This window comes from uncultured Rothia sp., assembly GCF_963544205.1.
Taxonomy (GTDB): Bacteria; Actinomycetota; Actinomycetes; order Actinomycetales; family Micrococcaceae; genus Rothia.
Window position 1 is genome coordinate 108,342 of sequence record NZ_CAUUDY010000002.1, and the last position, 23,244, is coordinate 131,585.

The window sequence follows — 23,244 nt, forward strand, 5'->3', positions numbered from 1 at the left end:
TCGGGGTTTTATTCCCAAGATGCCGCCTTTTCGACGGGCTTGCAGTATCTGCAACCGCAAAGTTTTTTTTAAAAACAAAACCCGCCCCACTGTAGAAGCCTGGAGGCGGATTTCGTGGCTCCGACCGGCGTCGATCCGGTGACCTTACGATTTTCAGTCGTACGCTCTACCAACTGAGCTACAGAGCCTTGCGTATTTACTTTTAGATACGCAATGACCGCGTCTTCGGATGAACAATCATCTGAACTTACGCGGCCAGAGCGACCCCGACGGGACTTGAACCCGCGACCTCCGCCGTGACAGGGCGGCGCGCTAACCAACTGCGCTACGGGGCCTTGTTGGATTCGGCAGGGGTATAATCTGCTTCTTCAACATGGCTTTGCAAATCTGAGGATTTGCAAGTACCCCCAACGGGATTTGAACCCGTGCTACCGCCGTGAAAGGGCGGCGTCCTAGGCCGCTAGACGATGGGGGCCTAGTCGATCGAACAGGTTCCGTTTTCTTCATCCCGTCGTTCGAACCTCCACTAGTCTATGACAGGTCTGAGGAGGTGCGCAAACCGTTTTGTTCGATTTTGCCCGATTTTGACCCCCATTTTCGACCATTTATAGCCTGGCACATACGTGTTTAAGCTTGTCAATGAGGATTCAGAAAAACTTCAAAAAATTTTAAAATTTCTTCACAACAACCCAAATCAGGGGCTTTTGGAGGGGTTTTAGCGACTTTTGGGCACCCATAAGAGCTTCAAAGAAGCCCTCATATCCGCCCTGATTTCTGCAGATTTGCCACAGAATCTTCCAAATTTTTGTTCCGAAAGTGCTCCGGGGAGAGCCCAAGGAAAGTCCAATGAGAGCCCGAAGACACCTAGGCAGCTTCTCAAAAGAATTCCGAGTGCCCACATCCAGCCCCTTAGGTCACCTCGCGGCAGCCTAAAACACCCCAAAATATCTCCGAAGAATTTTCACCAATTTATGGGCACCTCTATAAAAGGCACGGTAAGGGGGCGCAAGCAGGCACTACCCGCGGTGCAGAAACTTGAAAAGGAGTACCCCCCCCCACTCAGAGCACCCCTTGCAAAGAGCTTACAATGCAACCTTTAGCAAGGCCCGCCTTAGCCCCCACGAAGCCATCAAAAAGGTGCCCCGTAAAGCAAATACCCCAGAGAGTGCACCTAAATGAAAATATTCACTCCAGGGAATACAATAAACCGGCTTGTCAGATGCGTATTTTTCTCTCCGTGCAGGTAAATACGGAATTATGACGACACAGAAATATAAAGATTTGATAAACCTCTAGCGATTGACAAGGACTGATAAAAGCCAGCTGAAAATACCCCCTGAAATGGCTTGAAGCCCCCTCTTTGAGCACCGTACTATAGAGGACGTGAGGTCACTTCCGGACCTTGCACGGGGCCATTTCCGGAGCCCCAGACGTAAAGTCACCGCACATTACAGCACCGATAAACCGCATAGAGATCCAAGGGGGGATCCAGTGTCCGCAACGATGAACCGTCGCACGGCATTCCGTGCACTGGGCGTAGGCACCGCAACCATCGCTCTCGGCTGTGCAGTTGCACCCGCAGCGCAGGCGCAGCAGATGGCACATCCGCAGAAGGCAATGACTGCCGACCAGCAGCTCAAGCTGATTCTGCGCCGCCTGGAGCAGGTACCTGCCCGTTTGAAGTATGCGAAGCCTGGATCCTCCAACCGCGTCAATAGCGGCATTGAGAGCGCACTGGGCAACCTGACCACCGTCCAGGGCACTGACGCAGGCCGTCAGATTGCAAGCGCCAAGGCCGCTGTCCGCAAGTCTGATGGACGTGCCCACGCAGCGCTCTCCCCCGTTGGTGTTATCGCTTGCGTTGTCAGTATTGCAAAGTTTGTCATTCAGCTGGGCATCGCCATTTACAAGCTTATTAAGGCACTCGTTAACGCCTTCAAGCAGTGGAAGACCTTCAAGAACATCGTGAAGGCTGTCATTTCTGGTGAAGCCCGCAAGAAGCTGGGTACTGAAACTGAAACCGTACTCAAGGCCATTCTGGGCATTGAAGACGTCCTCAAAAAGTGTGCATAGTCTACACACCGTACGGCTATGCGCGTGTTTAGAGAGCTAATCTTGGTGTTTCTTTAGCTTTCTAGACCCCGTTAAGGGATGCGCCGCACGTGGAGTCACTGCATGGGCTCGCTGCGCGTCCGGGTAGCCGGAGGGTATGTCCTCGAGTGTCTTCGGCACCTACCCAACCCACCCCGCATGACCTCATGGTGCGGGGTGGGTTTCTTTAACTCTTCTTTTGGGCGAGCGCTTCTCGAGTTTCCTCCCAGCCGCTCCCCCGCCTCCTTATATACCTTCTTATATATAGACAAAAATCGACCCCGCACCGGCTCACGGTACGGGGTCGATTTCTATGTTCTACGTACTAGAAGATTACTCACCGCGGGAGATGTTGATCATCTCGTCGCGGTCCACAACCTTCACGCGGGCGCGAGGCTCACCGGCTGCGTCCTTGGATGCTGCGCCCAGTGCCTTCTCGTGGTCGTCCAGGCGGTGCCAGCCTTCCCAGGTGGTGTACTTGATGCCCTTGGAGTCCAGGTATGCGCTGAAGGTTTCTGCGTCCGGCTCGGGTGCGGTGTAGAGGTTCTCGCGGTCCTCAAGCAGGTGGGTGATGGTTTCCAGTGCGTCGGACTTGGTGGAGCCAATCAGGCCGACGGGGCCGCGCTTGATCCAACCGGATGCGTACAGGCCGGGAACGACCTCGCCGTTCTCGTCCACGACGCGACCCTCAACGTTGGTGATGACGCCGCGCTTGTCGTCGTAACCGATTTTGGGCAGTTCGGAACCGAAGTAGCCGATTGCACGGTAGACAGCCTGTACGGGGTAGTCCACGTACTCGCCGGTGCCGATGATGCCGCCCTTGCCGTCGAGCTTGTTGCGCTCCATGCGCAGACCCACAACCTTGCCGTCCTCACCCAGAATTTCGTGCGGGGACTGCAGGAAGTGCAGGTGCAGGCGGCGGGATGCGGTCTGCTCGTTGTTCTTCTGGTCTTCCAGCCAGCCGCGCAGGGTCTTCATCATGACCTTGGTCTGGGCGTTCTTCTCCATTGCTTCCTCGGAAGCAGCGTCGAACTGGAAGTCCTCTTCGTACAGGACGATGTCCACGTCGCGGGAGTGTGCGAGTTCGCGCAGCTCGAGCGGGGTGAACTTCATCTGTGCGGGGCCGCGGCGACCGAAGACGTGCACGTCGGTCACGGGGGAAGCCTTCAGACCCTGGTAGACGTTGTCGGGGATTTCGGTGACGAGCAGGTCGTCAGCGTGCTTGGAGAGGATGCGGGAGACGTCCAGGGCGACGTTACCGTTACCGAGCACTGCAACCTGCTCAGCTTCGAGCGGCCAGGTGCGGGGGTAGTCGGGGTGGCCGTCGTACCAGGAGACGAAGTCTGCTGCGCCGTAGGAGCCGTCCAGGTCGATGCCCTTAATGTTCAGGGGTGCATCGAAAATCGCGCCGGTTGCGAAGATGATGGCGTCGTAGTGTTCGCGCAGGTCGGCGAGGGTCAGGTCCTTGCCGTATTCGACGTTGCCGAAGAAACGGATGTCACCGCGGTCCAGGACCTTGTGCAGTGCGGTGATGATGCCCTTAATACGGGGGTGATCCGGTGCCACACCGTAGCGGATCAGGCCGAAGGGGGCGGGGTAGCGGTCGAAGATGTCGATGGCGACCTCGACGGCGCCGGTGCGGACCTCTTCAGACTTGGTGAGGATGTCGGCGGTGTAAATACCGGCGGGACCTGCACCAATAACGGCGACGCGCAGGGGGCGTGCTGCTTCAGACACGAAAATCTTCCTTTCGAAGTTCACCGTCAGGCGCCCGGTGCGGCGCGAACAGGCGGTGAGCTTAGTGTTCACTTCCTGCCTATTTTACCGGGGATTGACGGGTGTTCGGGGGCTTATATGTCTTCGCCCACTAAATAGGACAATTTTCTGTCACCTAATCCGGGGATGTCACCTAATCCGGGAGGGGCAGCACGGTCGGTTCCGGAACCCTGCGCACGCGGCGGGCATAAAAACTGCCCCGCCCTCCGAGGTGCAGGAGGGCGGGGCAGGGTGTGGAACACGCATCCGCGTGGGTTTTTGCTACCTCAACCGCGTGCGGGCGAGGAGTTGAAGGGCCGAAGCTTAGTAGAGTCGAAGCTTAGCGCGCCTCGACGGGGTACTCGGCGTCCGGCTCACCGGTGATGCGGTTACGCAGGTCGCGGCGAACCAGTTCGATGGACCAGAGCCAGATGATGTGGCCGAAGAATTCGGAGAAGTGCTCACCGAAGGGCTGGTTCCAGGGGGCGGGCACAATGCCCATTGGGGGGGCATGATGCTCCTGAGCTGTATATATGGTGTGTGTGGTGCCTCAACCCTACCGCAATCCCACTATTATTCCTAGGGTTTTCTCACATAAACCCACTTAAAGCCAAAAATACCTTTATTTTTATAGCAGTCTGACTAGTGTTTTTATTTTCTATGCAGTCCACAAAATTTTTACTGACAGATTTCACACAAAATGTCACATTGCCTCATGTATAGCTTGAAAGCGTCTCAATACCACTCCCCCTAAAGCCACCTGAGCGCGCAAAAGCCCCCGGCACGGCGAGAAAAACTCACCGTACCGGGGGCTCATAAAGCATTCGTGTGCGACCCGAAACGAAGACTGCGGGCGGTCGTTAGGAGGCGGGTACCGCCTCAAAGTTCACGGTCAGCTCGTCGCGCTCACCGAAGCGGACCAGGTGGCGATCCAGCACACCCGCCAGGTGAACCGCCTGCTCGTCGCTATCGGCGCGCACCTCCATGATGAGTGCGCCGTCGGTGGCGCGCAGGTCACCGTAGCCGCGGAAAATGCCGTCGCGGTTGAAGGTGAGGCGCAGTCCGTCGGGCAGTTCTGCGGTGCCGAGCTTGCGGCCCATGTGCGAGCCGAGCTGCTTGATGTAGCGGGCGGGTCGGTCGGTTGCTACGACGGCGCGCTGGCGTACCGGCAGGGATTCTGCAGCGGGGTAGTTCTCGGCAGACTGGTTTTCAGTGGGGGCAGCAGTGTTTTCCTGCGGAGTTTCAGTCACGGTGGACTCCTTCTCATCTATGCCGAAAAGGCTCACCACACTGAGACCCTGCATCCGGCGACACAATATTTCACCTCGAATATAACAGGCAGTTAGGGTTCACTAACTTAATATGTCCTCGTTGTTCGCGCAGGGTGAGAGATAATTACCGCCTATAACGCCGTCCAAGACAGACCCGCCGCACGAAAGCTGGGAATTTCCTGGATTAACGCTTAGAGAAACTTTAAACGTAGAATATTTCGGTAACAACAGTGTCACCTCCCCAACACACCGGGAAGTGGCACTTTTTTATGCGGGTCCGGAACCCCGGCGCCCGCCCCTACTAAGAGTATCTACGGATTTTCACGAATGTCTTCTGAGAACACCGCGGCTCCCCAGAACCCCAAGGCAGAAGCCAAGGGCGCACTGGACCGTTACTTCAAAATCAGCGAACGTGGCTCCACCATCGCAGCAGAATTCCGAGGCGGCCTCGCCACCTTCTTCGCGATGAGCTACATTGTCGTGCTGAACCCCCTCATCATCGGCCTCGGCAAGGACGCATCCGGCAACGCGCTCGGCGTACCGCAGGTCGCAGCAATGACCGCACTGGTCGCAGGCGTCATGACCATCCTCATGGGCGTCATCGCCAAGCAGCCCTTCGCCATGGCAGCAGGCCTCGGCGTGAACGCACTGCTGGCAACCACCATCGCCTCCACCCCCAACCTGACCTGGCCCGCCATCATGGGCCTCGTCGTCTGGGCTGGTGTGCTGATGACCATCCTCGTGCTGACCGGCTTCCGCACCGCAGTGTTCAACGCGGTCCCCGAATCGCTCAAGGTCGCAATCGTCGTCGGTATCGGCTTCTTCATTGCCTTCATCGGCCTCGTCAACGCGGGTATCATCCGCCGCATGCCCGACGCAGCAGGCACCACCGTGCCCGTCTCCTTCGGCGTGAGCGGCCACCTGCTCGGCTGGCCCACCCTCGTCTTCCTCTTCGGCCTGTTCCTCACCATTGCGCTGTTCATCCGCAACGTAAAGGGTGCAATCCTCTACGGCGTGCTCGCCTCCACCGCCCTCTCCATCATCCTGGAGAAGGTCGTGCCCTCCGGCAGCTCGCAGGTATCCCCCACCGGCTGGTCCCTGAACGTCCCCGTCTGGGACTCCAACACCAGCAAGCTGCCCAACTTCTCCCTGTTCGGCTCCGCTGACCTGTTCGCAGCCTTCGGCACCCTCGGCGGCATGGCTGCCGTTCTGCTGATCTTCACCATCCTCATCTCCGCGTTCTTCGACGCAATGGGCACCTCCGTCGGTCTCGCAACCGAAGCAGGCACCATCAAGGACGGCCAGATCGAGAACGTCGACAAGGTCCTGCTCGTGGACGCCCTCGGCTCCGTAGCCGGCGGTGGCACCTCCTCCTCCGCAAGCCAGATCTTCGTGGAATCCGCAACCGGTATCGGCGCGGGCGCACGCACCGGCTTCGCGAACGTCGTCACCGGCGCACTGTTCCTCGCCGCGATCTTCCTGACCCCGCTGGTCACCATCGTGCCCTTCGAAGCTGTTGCACCCGCAATGGTGTTCGTTGGCTTCCTGATGATCCGCCAGGCAGTGAACATCGACTGGAACGACTGGGGCCTCGGTATCCCCGCGTTCATGACCATCATCTTCATGCCCCTGTCCTACTCCATCGCGGACGGTATCGGCGCAGGCTTCCTGTCCTACGTCTTCATCCGCCTGGTGCAGGGTCGCGGCAAGGAAGTTCACTGGCTCATGTACGTGGTTTCCGCAGTGTTCCTCATCTTCTTCGCTAACGGCCTGATTACCGGCTGGATGCACTAAATACATCGGGTGCCTCACCCTCCCACGTGGAGGCGCGGGCACCGGCAGGGCGGGGTACCGGCACCTTCGGGCTGCCGGTACCCCGCCCTGAGCTATTCTCCCCTTTGCCCCGGTTGCCGATTCTGGTTGCGGGTGTAAGGGAAACACCACATCACCGACTGAACCGCCGCACACAACGCGTTTCACCGGCACAAGCTGAGCGGCGGCGCCTACAATGGTTGAACCATTGTGGCGCCCGGCATGGCTTTCACCCGTGAAACCGGCGGCGCAACAGTACACACCGAACAACATCAACGGATCCTCACATGTCTGAACCCCAGAAGGCGGCAGCGCCCACCAGCGCACTCGACCGCTACTTCAAGATTTCCGAACGCGGCTCCTCCATCGCCGCAGAATTCCGCGGCGGCCTCGCCGCATTCTTCGCCATGAGCTACATCGTGGTGCTGAACCCCCTCATCATCGGCCTCGGCAAGGACGCATCCGAACGCACCCTCGGTATCGCACCCGTCGCGGCTGTGACCGCGCTGGTTGCTGGCGTGATGACCATCCTCATGGGTGTTATCGCCAGGCAGCCCTTCGCCATGGCGGCTGGCCTGGGCGTGAATGCGCTGCTCGCCTCCACCATTGCCACCACCCCGAACCTGACCTGGGCAGACATCATGGGTCTGGTCGTTCTTGCCGGTCTGATCATGACCGTGCTGGTGCTCACCGGCTTCCGTACCGCGGTGTTTGAGGCGGTCCCCGAGTCGCTCAAGACCGCGATTGTGGTCGGTATCGGCTTCTTCATTTCCTTTATCGGCCTGGTCGACTCCGGCATTATCCGCCGCATGCCTGACGCTGCCGGCTCCACCGTGCCGGTGACCCTCGGCGCGGGCGGTCACCTGCTCGGCTGGCCCACCCTCGTCTTCCTCTTCGGCCTGTTCCTGACCATCGCCCTGTTCATCCGCAACGTGAAGGGCGCGATTCTGTGGGGTGTGCTCGCATCCACCGCGCTGTCCCTGATTCTGGAGGCGGTCGTCCCCTCCGGTTCCGTGCAGAAGGCGGCAACCGGCTGGTCCCTGAACGTGCCCTCCCTGGCTGACATGAAGTTCACCACCCCGAACTTCTCCCTCATCGGTTCCGCTGACCTGTTCGGCGCGTTCACCCACATCGGCCCGCTGGCCGCTTCGCTGCTGGTGTTCACCATTCTGCTGTCCGTGTTCTTCGACGCGATGGGCGTTTCGGTGGGTCTTGCCGCCGAGGCTGGCACCATGAAGGACGGCAAGGTTGAGGACATCGACAAGGTCCTGCTCGTGGACGCTTTCGGTTCCGTTGTCGGTGGTGGCGCGTCCGGTTCGGCGAACCAGATTTTCGTGGAGTCCGCTACCGGCATTGGTGCGGGTGCACGCACCGGTTTCGCGAACATTGTGACCGGTGTGCTGTTCCTGCTGGCGATTTTCATCTCGCCGCTGGTCACCATCGTTCCCTTCGAGGCGGTTGCCCCCGCACTGGTCGTGGTCGGCTTCCTGATGATCCGCCAGGCCGTAAACATTGACTGGACCGACTGGGGTCTGGGTATTCCGGCGTTCCTGACCATTATTTTCATGCCGCTGTCGTACTCGATTGCGAACGGTATCGGTGCAGGCTTCGTTTCCTACACCTTCATTCGCCTGGTGCAGGGCCGCGGCAAGGACGTGCACTGGCTGATGTACCTGGTCTCCGCAGTGTTCGTGATCTACTTCGGTATGGGCATCATTAACGGCTGGACCCACTAAGTCCAACGGAGCACATATTTGCTGAGGGCAGGTTCCTGAGGCAGTTGAGAACGTAAGTTTTCAAGCTGCCGAAGGGCCTGCCTTTGGTGTATCTGGCTCGCTCTTACACGTTCCTTATCGTGCCTGCGTGCGAGAAAAAATCATGGCAGAATCATTCCGTTTCCGGTATGATTCTGCCATGATGTCCGTTCAAGAGTATGCTCAAGAAGCTAAGGTTTCAGAGCGAAGCGTACGCGCCCGTCTAGAACGCGGAATGCTCCAAGGGCGTAAGTTGGGAAGCCGCTGGATTGTCGACGCCATTCCCGCAGCACACCGCAGTAATGCTGGCCGCCCTATTTCTTTTGAAGCATTCAACGCTTTGGCGCGTTACTGCGATGGGCAGTTGTCTGTTCTATCTGCTGAGGAACGCCGCAGGGCAAAAGAACGTGCCTCAGCGATTCAGGAACAGGGTCCAGCTTCTGTTGAACGATACCGAGCCCGCCGCGGGTTGAAAGTGCATCACCTGTTGGCTCCTCCCGCTGAAATTCCTGCAATTTTGGAAGACCCTGCGTTGTCGCTGACCGGCATTAGTAGCGATATTTCGCAGGTGTACGGCTCAATGGTTGACGCATATATCTCGCATCAGGATTTAGAGAACATCATTTTTCTGTACAATCTGCTTCCGGCGTCCGCAGATTCAGCGAATGTTATCTTGCGTGAATGCGATGAGCCGCCCCATATTCTGCCCCTGCATGTGGCGGTAGATCTTCTAGATTTGGGGGATCCGCGAAGTTCCGCTGAGGCAGAACGCATTCTTCAAGATTCTGTTTTCAGGAAGGCCTCTTAGTTATGACCGCATCCCCTATTTTGATTCCTGCTGTTGGGGGCAGAGCGTGCCTCTTGGCTTGGCCTGGCTGATATCTCAGATTGACTTTAAAAGCTTCTAAAAGACAGAAGCTAGCTAAAACAAGAAATGGCAGAATCGTTCCGGATTCGGAATGATTCTGCCATTTCTTTATGTGCTCGCACCCTGCACGAGACGGGGGCGGCGAGAGCTAGAGTTAGCGGACGTCACCATCCACATAGAACCAGGCACCGTCCACCTTCTCAAAGCGCGACAGCTCGTGCATGTTGCCCTTCACCCGCTCCTCCGCAGGAGTGCCCGGCACCGAACGGTAGTAGGCGATAAACTCCACCGTACCGGAGGCGTCAAAGGGACCACCCGAAGCACCCAGAATATCCAGGCGGTACCAGCGGATATCATCCTCCAGCTCCAGGGTGCCCGGGCGGGTACTCGGATGCCAGCTCGCCAACAGGTACGCCGCGTCACCCGTCGCAAAGGCAGTAAAACGCGAGCGCATCAGCTGCTCCGGCGCGGGCGCAGTCAGCGTGCCGGAGGCGGCAAACTCGCCCAGGAACCTGCCGCAGCAGGCGCCGTACACCTCGCCGCTCGAGCAGGGGCAGCGGTCGTCATGGTTTAGTTCAGCCTGGTTTAGTTCAGTCATGCCACCCAGTATAAGGAACGCACCGCATCAAGAGACCACAGCGCAGAGAAACGCCCGCTCCGCCGGGGATACTGTCCTCAGCAGAACGGGCGTTCTTGTTTTCAATCGTTAAGTTTGAGCGAACCTACACGGTACGCTTCAAGAGCACCGCTTATTCAGCGATTGCGCGAGCCGGGGTGTCAGCCGCGGAAGGCTTACCCACGTATGCGCCGCGGTACTTAGCAGCCGGGTGGCTGTCAGCGACCTTGGTGTGGCCCTTACCGAAGATGTTCTCACGCAGGGTGTTGCCCTCGTACTCGGTGCGGTAGCGGCCGCGCTTCTGGAGCTCGGGCACAACGTACTCGATGAAGTCCTCGAAGGAACCCGGGGAGACGTGGTACGCGAGGTTGATGCCGTCCAGGCCACCCTCGTCGATCCAGCGCTCGAGCTCGTCAGCAACCTGAACCGGGTCACCAACAATGACCTCGCCCATGCCACCGATGGTGGTGTGCTCAGCGATAGCCTTGCGGGTCCACTTCTTGTCCTTCGCCTGCAGGGTGAAGGGGGTCAGGAAGGACTGAATCGACTCGGTCTGCACGTAGTTCAGGACCTCGTCCTCGTCGAACTGGGACAGGTCAACGCCGGACCAGCCGCCGATAATAGCCTGTGCAGATTCGAGGTTGATGTACTTCTTGTACTCCTCGTACTTTGCCTTTGCCTTCTCTTCGGTCTCATCCACGATGACCGAGAGCATTGCGAGAATCTTGACGTCGTCGCGGCTACGGCCCTGCTCCTCGGCAGCGGCACGGATACGGTCGGTCACAACGCGGGTCAGGTCGGGGCGCAGGGCGCTGATGAACACAGCCTCGGCGTGCTTACCGGAGAACTTCTGACCGCGGCTGGATGCGCCAGCCTGGAAAATCACGGGGGTGCGCTGCGGGCTCGGCTCGGTCAGGGAGATGCCGGGCACGGAGAAGTACTTGCCCTTGTGGCCAATCGGGTGAACCTTGGAGGGGTCAGCGTACACGCCGCGCTCGCGGTCCTTGACGACTGCGCCGTCTTCCCAGGAGCCTTCCCACAGCTTGTAGCAGACGTCCAGGAACTCGTCAGCGATATCGTAGCGCTCGTCGTGCGGGATCTGGGTGGGCAGGCCCTGGTTCTCAGCAGCCGAGGGCAGGTAGGAGGTCACCACGTTGAAGCCGACGCGGCCCTCAGTGAGGTGGTCGAGGGAGGCGTAGCGGCGAGCCAGGGTGTAGGGCTGCTCGAAAGTAGCGGCAGCGGTCACGCCGAAGCCGAGGTGCTCGGTCACTGCAGCCATTGCGGAAATCTGGGTTGCGGGGTCATTCACGGGAACCTGAGCGGCACCCTCGATGGCGGGAGCGGCAGAGTTCTTGTACACGTCGTAGATACCGACCACGTCAGCGATGAACACGGCGTCGAACAGGCCGCGCTCAAGGGTCTTAGCCAGGTCAGTCCAGTACTTGATGGTGTTGTACTCGGTTGCGCGGGAGCGCGGGTGACGCCAGAGGTCGAAGCTCTGGTGACCGATGCAGGTCATCTCGAATGCGTTGACTACGATGCGCTTCTTCTGCTCAGCCATCGATTTTCCTTTCGCGAATGATCGGGGACGATCGGGTTTGTACCCTGCACCCCGCGCGCCGCCTCCTGATGCCTTCTGCGTTCGGTGGTGACCTTCGTGCAGGTGGCGCGTTCGCGCCGTACTTGCCTCTTTCCGTTGAGGCCAGATCATCATCTGGGGCACCCCGCTACGGGAGAGGGTTGCCGCCCGGCTAGCCAGAGCTTAGCGCCGGGACTCATGATCTCGTGGTTTGAGTGTACGGGGCGTACGGGAGGGAGGTCACGTTTGTGACGAAAAAATATTTTTGTGACGCGGAACCGAAATATTTCGTGACAAATGCGAAATATACGGTCACAGAAATTCATACGCGCCCGTCGGGTTGATTGAGGCGTGGCACAAACCATAGGGTGGGTAAAGCAAACCATCCAGAGCGACTGAGAGACCTGGCTCCACGACGTCGCAGCAACCGGCCCGGATTTATCCGCCCCGGTGCTAACGCCAGGACCGATGGAAGTGACATGACACTCAACAGTGCAGTAACTGACGCACCCACCAGTGAAAAGAACGGCCGCCGCGCCGTATCCACCGCCGCTGTCCCCCTCAGCTTCGAAAACGTCGGGCAGTCTTTCCCCGTACCCGGCGGAACCCACGAAGTTCTTCGCGGAGTTTCCTTCACCGCGGCTCCCGGCGAGATTATCTCCGTCATCGGCTCCTCCGGATGCGGCAAATCCACCCTCCTGCGCGCCGCCGCCGGCCTGAACCGCATCACCGCCGGCACCGTGCGTATCGGTGAGAAGTCGGTGACCGGCCTCGACCCCCGCGTCGCTATCGGCTTTCAGGAACCGCGCCTGCTCCCCTGGCGCACCGTCGCCGACAACGTGGCGCTCGGCCTGCCGCAGGGCACCAAAAAGGCTGAGGGTGAAGCATCCGTAACCCGCCTGCTCGACCTGGTCGGCCTGAGCGAATACGCAACCCACCGCCCTAAGGAAATTTCCGGCGGTATGGCTCAGCGCGTGTCCCTGGCGCGAGCGCTCGCCCGCAACCCCGGCGTGCTCCTGCTCGACGAGCCATTCGGCGCCCTCGACGCACTGACCCGCATCAACATGCAGGATCTGCTGCTGGACGTGCACCGTCAGGATCCGACCACGATTCTGCTGGTCACCCACGACGTGGAAGAGGCGCTGTACCTCTCCGACCGGGTCATCGTGCTCGGCAAGGACACCCCGGAGGCGCCCGCCACCATCCAGCGCATCGTGACCGTTGACCGTTCTCACCCGCGTGACCGCGCCGATGCAGAGATCACGGCGCTGCGTAGCGAACTGTTGGCTGAGCTCGGCGTGGAAGACAACGCCTGAATCTGCAGGCAACGCCAGAGCTGCCGCATTTCATCTCATCAACACATCATCATCTTCAGAAGCGAAAAGAACCATCATGACTTTCTCCCCGTCTCGCCGTACCGCCCTCAAGTCCCTTGCCGCTGCCGCCGCTTTCGCAACCCTGCTCAGCGGTTGCGCCGGTGAGGGTTCCGGCTCCTCCAACGCCTCCGGTGCAGCCGGCGGCGGCAAGGACACCGTGACCATTGACTACGCCACCTACAACCCGCTCTCGCTGATTATCCGCAAGAAGGGCTGGCTCGAGACCGCCCTGTCCGCCGAGGGTAAGAAGGTTGAGTGGGTCAAGTCCGCCGGCTCGAACAAGGCAAACGAGGCGCTGCGCAGCGGCAACATCGACGTCGGCTCCACCGCAGGTTCGGCGGCGCTGCTGGCACGCGCTAATGGCTCCCCCATCAAGGTCATTAGCCTCTACTCGCAGCCGGAATGGTCGGCGCTGGTGACCCGCAAGGATTCGGGCATCACCAAGGTCGCGGACCTGAAGGGTAAGACCGTTGCCGTGACCAAGGGTACCGACCCGTACTTCCTGCTGCTGCAGGCACTCAAGCAAGAGGGCATTTCTGCATCGGATCTGACCATTCAGAACCTGCAGCACGCCGACGGCCGCACCGCCCTGGATAACGGCCAGGTCAACGCGTGGAGCGGCCTGGACCCGATCATGGCTGCCGCCGAGGTGGAGAGCGGCGACGTGCTCTTCTACCGCAACCTGAACTTCAACACCTACGGCTTCCTGAACGCAACCGAGAAGTTCATTCAGTCCAACCCGACCGCCGCACAGACCATCGTGGACGTGTACGAGTACGCTCGCGCCTGGGCTAAGAAGAACCCCGAAGAGGCTGTGAAGATTGTTGAGGAGGAGTCCGGCATTAAGCACGAGACCGCCCAGGTCGTCATGGAACGCACCCACCTGGACATTGACCCGGTTCCGGGCGCAAAGCAGGTTGAGGTTCTCAAGGGTGTCGGCCCGATTCTGGTTGAGTCCGGCGACGTTCCTTCCCAGTCCGACGTGGACAAGGCACTGAACAGCATTGTGGATGACCAGTTCGCCAAGAAGGCTGACAGCGCAGCCGTCGAGAAGATCGCAAAGGTGGTTGAGAAGTAATGACCGCCGCAACCATTGCCCCCGCGAAGGAGAGCGCAGCCAAGCTCCCGACGCCGAAGCTACCCTCGAACCCCTTCGCGGGCAAGCAGTACCTGGGCCTGATCCTGCCCCTGGCGCTGATTGCCCTCTGGTACATCCTGAGCACGAACGGCGTGTTCACCCAGGTTCAGCTACCCTCCCCCGACCGTGTGGTCAGCGCCGGCATTGAGCTGGCGCAGCGCGGTGAACTGGGCCGTCACGTGGCGATTTCTACTCAGCGCGTGCTGCTCGGATTCGGCATCGGCGCGGTACTCGGCCTGGTGCTCGGATCGCTGATTGGTCTTTCGGCACCCGTGCGCGTGTTCGTCGCCCCGACCATCGGCGCTCTGCGCGCGGTCCCCTCGCTCGCGTGGGTCCCGCTGCTTCTGCTGTGGATCGGTATTGGTGAGAATTCCAAGGTAACCCTGGTTGCTATTGGTGCGTTCTTCCCGGTGTACACCACGGTTTCTGCGGCTCTGGCGCACGTTGACCCGAAGCTTGTGGAGGCGGCACGCGCCTTCGGTCTGAAGGGTCTGCGCCTATTCACCACGGTTCAGCTTCCCGCGGTCCTGCCGTCGGTAGTTTCGGGTCTGCGTCTGGCGCTGGCTCAGGCGTGGCTGTTCCTGGTCGCCGCCGAGCTGCTGGGTGCCTCCATGGGTCTGGGTTACCTGCTGACTGACTCGCAGAACAACGGCCGCACCGACCGCCTGCTGCTCGCCATCGTGGCGCTGGCGGTGCTCGGTAAGATTACCGACGCGCTGGTGGGCGTGTTCGAGCGCTGGGTGAAGGCAAAGTACCCCAGCAACTAATAGAAAAGCTCGGCGTTCACGCTGAGTTTTAGGAGAGATGTCCGCCGCGTGGTGGCTCCCGAAGGTGAGCTAATCATCGCTACGCGCCGGAAAAAGAAGTCGGCGGGGAAACCTGTCGCCTACTGAATGATGATGATGAATCCCGCCCCGCGCCCCACAGCAGTGAGCGCGGGGCGGGGTCTTTAAATATGTCGTTATATTACGAACCGATACACAGCATGCCGAATATGACGGTCCCCTTTGCTTCCTAGCCCGGAGCGCGCTTTACTAAGAAGGCAAACCATCCAGAGCGACCGAGAGACCTGGCTCCGTGACGTCGCAGCAACCCCCTCGCCAACGCACACACAGACCCCACGGTCACACAGACAGCGGCGCGGCGAGCAAGGGTGCTAATGCCAGCAACCGATGGGAGAAAAATGGGACTGCCCACCCCCTACTCGTTCACCGACCCGCTGAACCCCACCCCGAACCCCGCGCTCGAATCCGACGAGGCACGCGTCGCGTTCTGGGAGAAGCAGGCGCAGCGCCTCACCTGGGCTGAGCCCTGGCACACCGCGCACCGCTTCGAGAAGCCGAAGTCCCTCGGCTTCGATGAGGACGGCATCGAACAGTTCACAATCCCCGAAATTAAGTGGTTCGAGGGCGGCAAGCTGAACGTCGCCTACAACTGCGTGGACCGCCACGTGGAGGCGGGCCGCGGCGACAAGGTAGCCCTCTACTTTGAAGGTGAACCCGGCGACCGTGAGGCCATCACCTACGCCGAACTGCAGCGCCGCATCGCGAAGGCAGCGAACGGTCTGCTGTCCCTGGGCGTGCGCAAGGGTGACCGTGTGGTCATCTACCTGCCCGTCATCCCCGAAACCATTATCTTCACCCTCGCCTGCGCGCGTATTGGTGCGATCCACTCCCTCGTCTTCGGTGGTTTCTCCGCCGAGGCGCTGAAGTTCCGTGTGGAAGACACCGGCGCAAAGGTGCTCATCACCACCGACGGTCAGAACCGCCGCGGCAAGGTCGTTCCCGTGAAGGTGAACGCCGACGAAGCTTGCTCCGGTGAGAACAACATTGAGCACGTTATCGTGGTGGACCGCACCAGCGCCTCCGACCCGGTTGCGCACGCCGCTGTGCCGTGGACTGAGGGCCGCGACGTCTGGTACCACGACCTGGTGGACGACCAGCCGGATACCCACGCCTACGAACTGCACGACGCCGAGGATCCGCTGTTCATCATTTACACCTCCGGCACGACCGGTAAGCCCAAGGGCCTGGTGCACACCATGGCTGGATACCTGGTGCAGACCGCGTACACCCACGCTCTGCTCTACGATCTGCTGCCGGATTACGTGGACGAGAACGGCGTGCTGCGCCCCGACGAGCTGTCCGCCGTCAACGACCCCGAAAAGGTGGAATCCACCGTTCACTGGTGCACCGCCGACCTCGCATGGGTTACCGCGCACACCTACGAAATCTACGGTCCGCTGGTTAACGGCGTGTCCGAGGTGATTTACGAGGGTACCCCGAACACCCCGCACTACGGCCGCCACTTTGAGGTCATTGAACGTTACGGCGTGACCAACTACTACACCGCCCCGACCCTGATTCGTTCCCTCATGGGCGCATTCCCCGACGGCCCCGAGCCCGGCAAGTACGACTTCTCGACCGTGCGTCTGCTCGGTTCGGTGGGCGAGTCCATCAACCCGGAGGCGTGGCGTTGGCTGCGTCAGCACGTGGGTGGCGGCACCGCGGCGTTCATCGACACCTGGTGGCAGTCTGAGACCGGCTCGACCGTGTGCTCCCCGCGCCCGCACGACCCCGCCTTCGCACCCGAGGGTACCTACCCGGAGGGCACCCCGCACTGCACTCCCCTGCCCGGTTGCGCTACCCGCGCCGTTCCCGGTGTGTCCACCCGTGTGGTGGATGAGCACGGCGACCCGGTCGAGCCGGGCAAGCAGGGCTTCATCGTGGTCGATAAGATTGGCCCGTCCATGGCTCGTACCGTGTGGCAGAACCCGCAGCGCTTCCTGGATTCCTACTGGCGTCACTACGGCGAGCGCGGCTGGTTCCTCGCTGGCGACGGCGCGAAGGAAGACGAAGAGGGTAACGTGTACATCCTCGGCCGTATTGATGACGTGATTAACATTTCGGGTCACCGCCTGTCCACGATTGAGATTGAGTCGGCTCTGGTGACTCACCCTGCCGTGGTGGAGGCTGGTGTCTGCCCCGTGGAGGATGAGCTGACCGGTCACCAGGCGGTCGCTTACGTGACGCTCACCGATGAGGGTAAGGCCCTGACTGAGGATGAGCTGAAGGCGGCGCTGACCGCGCACGTGCGTGAGCACATTGGCCCGATTGCTAAGCCGAAGGACGTTGTGGCGGTTGCCGATATCCCGAAGACCCGTTCGGGTAAGATTACTCGCCGCCTGCTGGGCGAGCTGTACCAGGGCCGTTCGCTGGGCGATGTTTCTTCGCTGCAGAACGAGGAGGCACTGGGCCACATTGCGCAGGTGCTGGTGGATACCGGCCGCGTGAGCGAGGCTGTCTAGGCTCTGTTGCTGACTTGAACGCTAGACTGGCCTGAACGCTAGGCTGAGCTGAAAGCTGCATACAGTAAAGGTGCGGATACCGAATGATGATTCGGTATCCGCACCTTTTCGTTTTATAGAGCCGACAAGGCTCTTTATCGGCGTTGCGCCGCTTAAATCAGACCCAGCGAACGAGCGTGTTCGGCGGTAATGCCGCTCGGCTCAATGTGCTCGGGGCCCTTGTTCTTCTCCGGGTGTTCGGTCGCCTGGAAGCGAATCATCTTCAGGTCGTTTGCCGCACCCAGGTTCGTGATCAAGCCGTCACCGTTGAGGTCCACGGACACCGGCTCGGTGTCGATCTTGCCGTTGCCGTTAAAGTCAATCGGCTGGTCGGCGGGCTTGCCCTTGTACAGGAAGCCAGCCGCGCGGGGACCGAAGCCGCGCGCCTCGTACAGCTTCGCCTCGTTCAGCATGCGGTACTCGGCGGTGGAGTAGCCGAAGTAGCGGCTACCATCAGCCATGGGCACGCCGGTGAGGGTGTACTGGTAGTTCATGACGCTGTAGTAGTTGGGCTTGTAGTTGATTTCATCCCAGCCGCCGTGGCTCAGCGCGAGGTTGTGGCCGAGCTCGTGCACGAACACTGCCACGCGGATGTCACTGGTTGCCTTACCCCAGAAGTGCGGGCCAACGGTGACCATGAGGTTGCGGCCGCCGAAGTTAGCGATGCCGGAGGAGGTGCTGTTGTCGTAGTAGTCGCCCCAGATGACGTAGTGGAAGGTGCCTTCGCGGGCGGTGTTGAACTTACCTTCGGTTGCCTTGATGCGGTGGAGCGCCTTGAATTCGCTGTCGAGTTCCTGGTGGGTGATTTCGTTGCCACCGCCGAGGTTGTACTTGGCGCTGCGGGCGCTACCGGCGTCCAGGTGGATGTTCACGCCGGTGGTGCCGTCGGGGTTGCGTATGGGCAGGTCGGCGTAAATCTTGGTGATGCGGTCCAGCTCGTCTTCGCTGGGCAGCAGGCCGGGCATGTAGTCCATCTCGACGAAGATGTCCTTGTGGTTGGGGTTTGCGCCCATTGCGGGGAAGTCGACGTCGATTTTGCCGTCGCCGTCGGCGTCATAGCCCTTCAGCTCCCAGGTGTTGGGGATGCCGTCGCCGTCGATGTCGGGGCTGTAGGCGTTTGCTGCGGGGGCTGCGATAGTGCCCAGGCAGAGCACTGCGAGGGAGGCAAGCGTGACGCGTGCGCTCTTCAGAAATGCCATGTTGTGTTCCTTAGTGTGTGGTGACCGGTGGTGTTTCTGTGGAGTTTTCCGGGAGGACGTTCTCCTCGGTTTCCATGATGCTCCCGTTTCACGTGTTAGGTGAGCTGGGTGCCGTAACATTCATACTTTAAGGTAAAAGTTGAGATAATTTTGAAGATGAGCTGAATTACATTAGAGTATCAGTAATTCAACTCACATGCATCACCACATTCTTAATGACAAGAGAGATCCCATGACTTCTTCCTCGAACACCACTAATGGCCTGAACCGCCGCGCACTCATCAAGGGTGCCGCGTGGAGCACCCCCGTCATCGCAACCGCAGCGGCGGTACCCGCCTACGCGGCGTCCACCGATGCGCTAGAAACCCCGACCCTGAAGTTCGGTGTCTTCACTCAGGCGTTCAACTCGAACCCCGCCAACGACTTTGATACCCGCTACGGCCTGGACTCCTACACCGTGCAGGTACCCAACATCACCGCAACCTCCACCACCCCGCAGAGCCGCGGCGGCGGCACCTTCACCCCCGGCGGTAGCGTCGGCGCTGGCCTGTACGGTGGTGCGGGTCTGTGGATTTCCGCACCCGTTAACTCCAAGGGCGAGTTCCAGGGTAGCTCCTGGCTGTACCCTCAGGCGCACCTGCAGGTGACCTTCGAGTTCACTTTCCCCACCGCCGAGGATGTCACCGACCCGCTGCTGTGGGACCCCGAGAACGACGTTGAGATCCCGGCACTCGCTAAGAGCGAGGGCGGCGCGAAGACCAACAACCCCGCTGTGGCGGCATTCAATGGCATCGCATACACCGCGAAGTTCTACGAGCCGGTCATCGAGGACAACGTCTGGACCGGCGTACTGGACATCCGCACCTCCGACTACCTGGAAGCCACCGCGAAGGACGGCGTGAGCTACGCACAGGTGCTGGCTTCGCTGGTTCCGGTGTACTTCACCGAGGTGACCTCCAGCTACACTCTGACCACCACCGCTCAGATCACCAGCGGTAGCGTCGCAATGCAGCTGACCGAGGGCGGCGAGTACACCTTCAAGGACCTGGCAGGTTTGCGCGCTTCGGCAACTATCAGCCGCCCGTAGTTCTGGTGTATAGCTCAGCTGCTCTACCGTTGATGCGTCGCAGTACGACAGCGCAACGAGGCTAGATAACATCAGGGGCCCGGCATCCGTTATGGATGCCGGGCCCCTCGTCGTGTTAAAACCTTAGCTTCTCAGCCGCCAGTAGCTGCCACAGGTTAGTCCTTCGCGGGAACCAGACCCTCAGCACGCGCACGGTCGGCGGTCATCTCATTCTCTTCAATCTCTCCAGAGAACTTCTGCTCGGAAGGATTCGCACCGTCCTCGTTATAGAGCCCATCAGTAGCCGGCAGCTTTATATTCTTCATGTCATTCGGTGCGGTCAGGATGGTTTTCTCACCGTCACGGTTAAGGTCGACCGACACCGGCTCGTCGTCAATCTTGCCGTTGCGGTTGAAGTCGATAGCCTCCCAGGCGGGAACTCCCCTATAGTACAGGCCGTATGCATTGCGACCAAAGCCGGTTTTCTCATCCAGCTTGTTCTCATCCAGATCCTTGTAGGCACGGGTCGAGTAGCCGAAGTACTTCGTGCCGTCCGGGCGTTCTATGCCCCTAAGCTGGTAACGGTAGTTCATGATGCTCATGTAGTTCGGTTTGTAGTTCACCTCCTCGGTACCACCGTGACGCAAGCCGAGGTTGTGGCCGAGCTCGTGCACGAAGGTCGCCACGCGCACATCGGAGGTTGCGGACTTGCCCCAGAAGCGCGGGCCCACAGTCACAACGAACCCTAGACCGCCTATGTAACCCAGTCCTGAGGAACCGTATTCATCGTGGGCGTCACCCCAAATCATGTAGTGGAAGGCAGATCCACGGTCCGGGTCCATGTTAGCCCTTCGGATCTCGTACCACTTCTCCATGGTGCTATCCAGTTGCTGGTAGGGGACTTCGTTACCACCGCCGAGGTTATACTTGGCGCTGCGGGCGTTACCGGCATCCAGGTGAAGGTTGATACCGGTGGTACCGTTGGGGTTGCGAATCGGCATATTCGCGAAGATTTCGGTGATGCGGTCGAGCTCTTCTTCGCTAGCAAGCAGACCGGGCATGTAGTCCATCTCGACAAAGAGGTCCTTCTTCAAGGGGTTGGCGCCCATGCCTGGATAGTCAATCTCCAGTTTGCCGTCAAGGTCGCCATCGTACCCCCTCATCTCCAAAATATTACCGATTCCGTCGCCATCAATATCGGGGTTGTACGCCTGCGCTGCGGGGACAGCAACCAAGCTGAGCACAAGCATCGCCGCCGAGGCGAGCGCGGTACGTGCCGCGCGGGTAGAAAATGAGAAAGCCATTTGTATCTCTTCTCGTATTCGTTCGCATAAATGCGCGCGAGGACCCTCGTGATTATATGTTTGCCGGAGGCAGCGTTGAGTGAATTATTGGATCATTGGGCACAGTCTATGCGGAGAGTGTATATATGTGCGCTGCGGTGAGGCATCCCATACAAACATGGTGGTACGGGATGCCGCTTAAAGAACAGCGGATCATTGCGCCCTCACGAGGTTTTGGCACCTCAGGGCAACAATAATCCGCATCATCATACACAGAGTGCATCTAGATTTTCCCGGTATAACACCATTTTTCAGGTTTATGCACCAAATATGACGTAAAACCGTTCTGATAAGCCTTCTATTTGATGGTCTCCGCCTCAGTGTTCTGTGCGGCGCCCTTCGCCTCGGAGGTCTTCTTGGAGGCGTAGAACAGGCACACGACGGCGCCCACCGCCGCGGCAACCAGGGGCAGCATCATGGAATCAGCCATTGCCGCCGCGTAGGGTTCACGCAGAATCTGCGGAAGTACGCCTCCAGCAGCGCCGCCGTGAGAGCTACCGCCCGCTGCGGCAGCCGGACCCAACGCGGACAGGTGCGAGGTAATCGCAGAAGCCATAATCGTAGTAATCGCAGCCGAACCCAGCACGGACGCCATCTGGCGGGTCTCGTTGTACACGCCCGAACCGGCACCGGCACGCTGCGGCGGCAGGTTACGAGTCGCAGACACCGACAGCGGACCCCAAATGCAGGAGTTCGCCGCGCCCAGAATAATCATCGGACCAACCATCAGCCACAGGTTGCCGTCCGCAACCATCGTCGGGCGGAGCAGAGCAAAACCAATCACCAGCAGCGTAAAGCCAATCACGGCAATCCACTTCGGATCGTTACGGTTCAGACGCGCGCCCACCACCGGCGCCAACGCACCCGAGAACAACGCCATCGGGGCGGTCATCAACGCGGCCTGGGTCGGATCCAGGCCCTCCACCTGCTGCAGGTACAGGGTCAGCGGGAACGCCATACTGATAGCAACTACACCCATAGCGGAGATAGCCACATTCGACACGGAGAAATTACGGTCACTGAAGAGGCTCAGCGGAACCAGCGGCTCACGCGGGTTAATAGCCTGCCAACCAATGAACAGGCCCAGCACCAGAATGCCAGCAATAATCAGACCCCACACGCTCACCGCAATACCGGTACCCAGGAACGAATCGGTCATGATGCCCCAGTCGTAGCTAGCGCCTTCCTGAATACCGAAGACCAGCAGGAACAGGCCAACCGCCGAAAGCACCACGCCCAGCCAGTCGAAGCTGTGCTTCTTCTGCTCAAACACCGGCACGTTACGCCACGCCAAGAACAGACCGACCAGACCCACCGGAATGTTCACGAAGAAAATCCAGCTCCAATTCAGGGCATCCACCAACACGCCGCCCAGAATCGGGCCAATCAGCGAGGCGACACCCGCAGTCGCACCCCAGATACTCATCGCAACACCGCGCGCATTCGGCGGGAACATCAGCGTAATCAGAGACATGGTCTGCGGGGTCATCAGCGACGCACCCAGGCCCTGCACCACGCGGGCAGTAATCAGCGACTCAACGCTCGGCGCCAGACCACACCACAGGGAAGCGGCAGTAAAAATAGCCATACCAATCATGTACAGGTTCTTCTGACCGAAGCGGTCACCCATACGGCCGGTAATGAGCAGCGGCACCGCATACGCCAGCAGGTAGGCGCTCGTCACCCACATGCCCGCCGACAGCGACGCATCCAAATCCTGCAGCATGTGCGGCAGGGCGATGGTGACAATATTGCCGTCCACCAGAATCATGAAGAAGCCAACGACCAGGGACCAGAGAGCAGGCCAGGGCTTGTAGGGTGCCTTCGCCGGGTTACCGACGAGGGGCTCTTTCTTGGGGCGTGAACTCATGATCCTCCAGTGGATGAGCGTTGCGGGTACAGTCTGCGTGTTCAGCGTTGCCGCTGATAAATATCACCCCATCTTACTCCCCTTGTGGGCGTAGCTCCGGTTGCTCTACCCTAATTCAGCTGTTCACGACGCGTGCGAGGCAACCGGGCAACAGGCGCCC

The 23,244-nt window shown here is 59.9% G+C and carries 17 protein-coding genes, 3 tRNA genes and 2 riboswitches; of the genes, 9 read left to right on the forward strand and 11 right to left on the reverse strand.

Translation table 11 applies throughout. From position 1 onward, the window contains the following. Window positions 1–115: 115 nt before the first annotated feature. The 3 genes from RWZ58_RS02390 to RWZ58_RS02400 form a co-directional block, all read right to left on the reverse strand. Window positions 116–188: transfer RNA gene (locus RWZ58_RS02390), tRNA-Phe, on the reverse strand. A 73-nt stretch (window positions 189–261) separates the two neighbouring features. Beyond that, a tRNA-Asp gene (locus RWZ58_RS02395) sits at window positions 262–335 on the reverse strand. 67 nt (window positions 336–402) lie between these two features. Then, window positions 403–475 (reverse strand) — tRNA-Glu (locus RWZ58_RS02400). Window positions 476–1,491: 1,016 nt separating this feature from the next. On the opposite strand from RWZ58_RS02400, the gene RWZ58_RS02405 reads away from it, so the two are divergent. Then, entirely contained in the window at window positions 1,492–2,073 is a 582-nt protein-coding gene (locus tag RWZ58_RS02405; protein ID WP_070691791.1) for a hypothetical protein, read from the forward strand. A gap of 351 nt (window positions 2,074–2,424) precedes the next feature. Here the strand turns inward: RWZ58_RS02405 and RWZ58_RS02410 are convergent, their stop codons facing one another. The 3 genes from RWZ58_RS02410 to RWZ58_RS02420 all read right to left on the reverse strand — a co-directional run bounded on the left by RWZ58_RS02410 (window position 2,425) and on the right by RWZ58_RS02420 (window position 5,096). Then, on the reverse strand, window positions 2,425–3,828 hold the full coding sequence (locus RWZ58_RS02410; RefSeq protein ID WP_314657129.1) for an FAD-dependent oxidoreductase: 1,404 nt from the start codon (window positions 3,826–3,828) through the stop codon (window positions 2,425–2,427). A 358-nt stretch (window positions 3,829–4,186) separates the two neighbouring features. Next, the gene (locus RWZ58_RS02415) at window positions 4,187–4,348 is read right to left on the reverse strand and encodes a DUF1440 domain-containing protein (protein ID WP_399549382.1); all 162 of its coding nucleotides are present in this window, start codon (window positions 4,346–4,348) and stop codon (window positions 4,187–4,189) included. Between the two features lie 358 nt (window positions 4,349–4,706). Beyond that, complete coding sequence (locus RWZ58_RS02420; RefSeq protein WP_314657131.1) at window positions 4,707–5,096, reverse strand: DUF2218 domain-containing protein; 390 nt, start codon at window positions 5,094–5,096, stop codon at window positions 4,707–4,709. Window positions 5,097–5,444: 348 nt separating this feature from the next. Here RWZ58_RS02420 and RWZ58_RS02425 point away from each other — a divergent pair, with 348 nt between their 5' ends. The 3 genes from RWZ58_RS02425 to RWZ58_RS02435 all read left to right on the forward strand — a co-directional run bounded on the left by RWZ58_RS02425 (window position 5,445) and on the right by RWZ58_RS02435 (window position 9,491). Further along, entirely contained in the window at window positions 5,445–6,911 is a 1,467-nt protein-coding gene (locus RWZ58_RS02425) for an NCS2 family permease (RefSeq protein WP_314657133.1), read from the forward strand. 305 nt (window positions 6,912–7,216) lie between these two features. Further along, window positions 7,217–8,665 carry an NCS2 family permease gene (locus tag RWZ58_RS02430; RefSeq protein WP_314657135.1) on the forward strand — a complete coding sequence of 483 codons (1,449 nt, stop codon included), beginning with the start codon at window positions 7,217–7,219 and terminating at the stop codon, window positions 8,663–8,665. 142 nt (window positions 8,666–8,807) lie between these two features. Next, window positions 8,808–9,491 (forward strand): hypothetical protein, encoded by a 684-nt coding sequence (locus RWZ58_RS02435; RefSeq protein ID WP_314657137.1) that lies wholly within the window; start codon window positions 8,808–8,810, stop codon window positions 9,489–9,491. Window positions 9,492–9,705: 214 nt separating this feature from the next. Here RWZ58_RS02435 and RWZ58_RS02440 read toward each other — a convergent pair whose 3' ends face one another. Further along, window positions 9,706–10,149 carry a YchJ family metal-binding protein gene (locus RWZ58_RS02440; protein WP_314657139.1) on the reverse strand — a complete coding sequence of 148 codons (444 nt, stop codon included), beginning with the start codon at window positions 10,147–10,149 and terminating at the stop codon, window positions 9,706–9,708. Between the two features lie 151 nt (window positions 10,150–10,300). Next, the gene (locus tag RWZ58_RS02445; protein WP_314657141.1) at window positions 10,301–11,728 is read right to left on the reverse strand and encodes an LLM class flavin-dependent oxidoreductase; all 1,428 of its coding nucleotides are present in this window, start codon (window positions 11,726–11,728) and stop codon (window positions 10,301–10,303) included. A gap of 113 nt (window positions 11,729–11,841) precedes the next feature. Further along, window positions 11,842–11,950, reverse strand: a riboswitch (SAM riboswitch). 175 nt (window positions 11,951–12,125) lie between these two features. Further along, window positions 12,126–12,221, forward strand: a riboswitch (SAM riboswitch). Between the two features lie 4 nt (window positions 12,222–12,225). On the opposite strand from RWZ58_RS02445, the gene RWZ58_RS02450 reads away from it, so the two are divergent. From RWZ58_RS02450 to RWZ58_RS02465, 4 genes are all read left to right on the forward strand, one after another. Next, entirely contained in the window at window positions 12,226–13,062 is an 837-nt protein-coding gene (locus RWZ58_RS02450; protein WP_314657143.1) for an ABC transporter ATP-binding protein, read from the forward strand. 76 nt (window positions 13,063–13,138) lie between these two features. Continuing rightward, window positions 13,139–14,200 carry an aliphatic sulfonate ABC transporter substrate-binding protein gene (locus RWZ58_RS02455; protein WP_314657144.1) on the forward strand — a complete coding sequence of 354 codons (1,062 nt, stop codon included), beginning with the start codon at window positions 13,139–13,141 and terminating at the stop codon, window positions 14,198–14,200. Continuing rightward, a complete protein-coding gene (locus RWZ58_RS02460) occupies window positions 14,200–15,027 on the forward strand; it encodes an ABC transporter permease (protein WP_303976014.1) in 828 nt (275 codons plus the stop codon). Before RWZ58_RS02455 ends, RWZ58_RS02460 begins: the two co-directional genes overlap by 1 nt. 416 nt (window positions 15,028–15,443) lie before the next feature. Next, window positions 15,444–17,567, forward strand: a complete 2,124-nt coding sequence (locus tag RWZ58_RS02465; protein ID WP_314657147.1) for an AMP-binding protein — start codon at window positions 15,444–15,446, stop codon at window positions 17,565–17,567. 152 nt (window positions 17,568–17,719) lie between these two features. On the opposite strand, the gene RWZ58_RS02470 is transcribed toward RWZ58_RS02465, so the two are convergent. Next, entirely contained in the window at window positions 17,720–18,805 is a 1,086-nt protein-coding gene (locus tag RWZ58_RS02470) for a C4-dicarboxylate ABC transporter substrate-binding protein (RefSeq protein WP_314657149.1), read from the reverse strand. 232 nt (window positions 18,806–19,037) lie between these two features. Between RWZ58_RS02470 and RWZ58_RS02475 the strand changes: the two genes are divergently transcribed. Next, complete coding sequence (locus tag RWZ58_RS02475) at window positions 19,038–19,892, forward strand: transcriptional initiation protein Tat (protein ID WP_314657151.1); 855 nt, start codon at window positions 19,038–19,040, stop codon at window positions 19,890–19,892. Between the two features lie 155 nt (window positions 19,893–20,047). On the opposite strand, the gene RWZ58_RS02480 is transcribed toward RWZ58_RS02475, so the two are convergent. Further along, a complete protein-coding gene (locus RWZ58_RS02480; RefSeq protein ID WP_314657152.1) occupies window positions 20,048–21,175 on the reverse strand; it encodes a zinc-dependent metalloprotease family protein in 1,128 nt (375 codons plus the stop codon). 337 nt (window positions 21,176–21,512) lie between these two features. After that, window positions 21,513–23,084: a DHA2 family efflux MFS transporter permease subunit gene (locus RWZ58_RS02485; protein ID WP_314657155.1), complete on the reverse strand. Its 1,572-nt coding sequence runs from the start codon at window positions 23,082–23,084 to the stop codon at window positions 21,513–21,515. Window positions 23,085–23,244 lie beyond the last annotated feature (160 nt).

Excerpts from the sequence above, each read along its gene's own strand:
- RWZ58_RS02425 (WP_314657133.1), top strand. The coding sequence starts at position 5,445 with ATGTCTTCTGAGAACACCGCGGCTCCCCAGAACCCCAAGGCAGAAGCC.
- RWZ58_RS02430 (WP_314657135.1), top strand. The coding sequence starts at position 7,217 with ATGTCTGAACCCCAGAAGGCGGCAGCGCCCACCAGCGCACTCGACCGC.
- RWZ58_RS02480 (WP_314657152.1), bottom strand. The coding sequence starts at position 21,175 with ATGGCTTTCTCATTTTCTACCCGCGCGGCACGTACCGCGCTCGCCTCG.
- RWZ58_RS02485 (WP_314657155.1), bottom strand. The coding sequence starts at position 23,084 with ATGAGTTCACGCCCCAAGAAAGAGCCCCTCGTCGGTAACCCGGCGAAG.
- RWZ58_RS02470 (WP_314657149.1), bottom strand. The coding sequence starts at position 18,805 with ATGGCATTTCTGAAGAGCGCACGCGTCACGCTTGCCTCCCTCGCAGTG.
- RWZ58_RS02415 (WP_399549382.1), bottom strand. The coding sequence starts at position 4,348 with ATGGGCATTGTGCCCGCCCCCTGGAACCAGCCCTTCGGTGAGCACTTC.
- RWZ58_RS02475 (WP_314657151.1), top strand. The coding sequence starts at position 19,038 with ATGACTTCTTCCTCGAACACCACTAATGGCCTGAACCGCCGCGCACTC.
- RWZ58_RS02455 (WP_314657144.1), top strand. The coding sequence starts at position 13,139 with ATGACTTTCTCCCCGTCTCGCCGTACCGCCCTCAAGTCCCTTGCCGCT.
- RWZ58_RS02465 (WP_314657147.1), top strand. The coding sequence starts at position 15,444 with ATGGGACTGCCCACCCCCTACTCGTTCACCGACCCGCTGAACCCCACC.
- RWZ58_RS02460 (WP_303976014.1), top strand. The coding sequence starts at position 14,200 with ATGACCGCCGCAACCATTGCCCCCGCGAAGGAGAGCGCAGCCAAGCTC.
- RWZ58_RS02440 (WP_314657139.1), bottom strand. The coding sequence starts at position 10,149 with ATGACTGAACTAAACCAGGCTGAACTAAACCATGACGACCGCTGCCCC.
- RWZ58_RS02445 (WP_314657141.1), bottom strand. The coding sequence starts at position 11,728 with ATGGCTGAGCAGAAGAAGCGCATCGTAGTCAACGCATTCGAGATGACC.
- RWZ58_RS02435 (WP_314657137.1), top strand. The coding sequence starts at position 8,808 with ATGGCAGAATCATTCCGTTTCCGGTATGATTCTGCCATGATGTCCGTT.
- RWZ58_RS02450 (WP_314657143.1), top strand. The coding sequence starts at position 12,226 with ATGACACTCAACAGTGCAGTAACTGACGCACCCACCAGTGAAAAGAAC.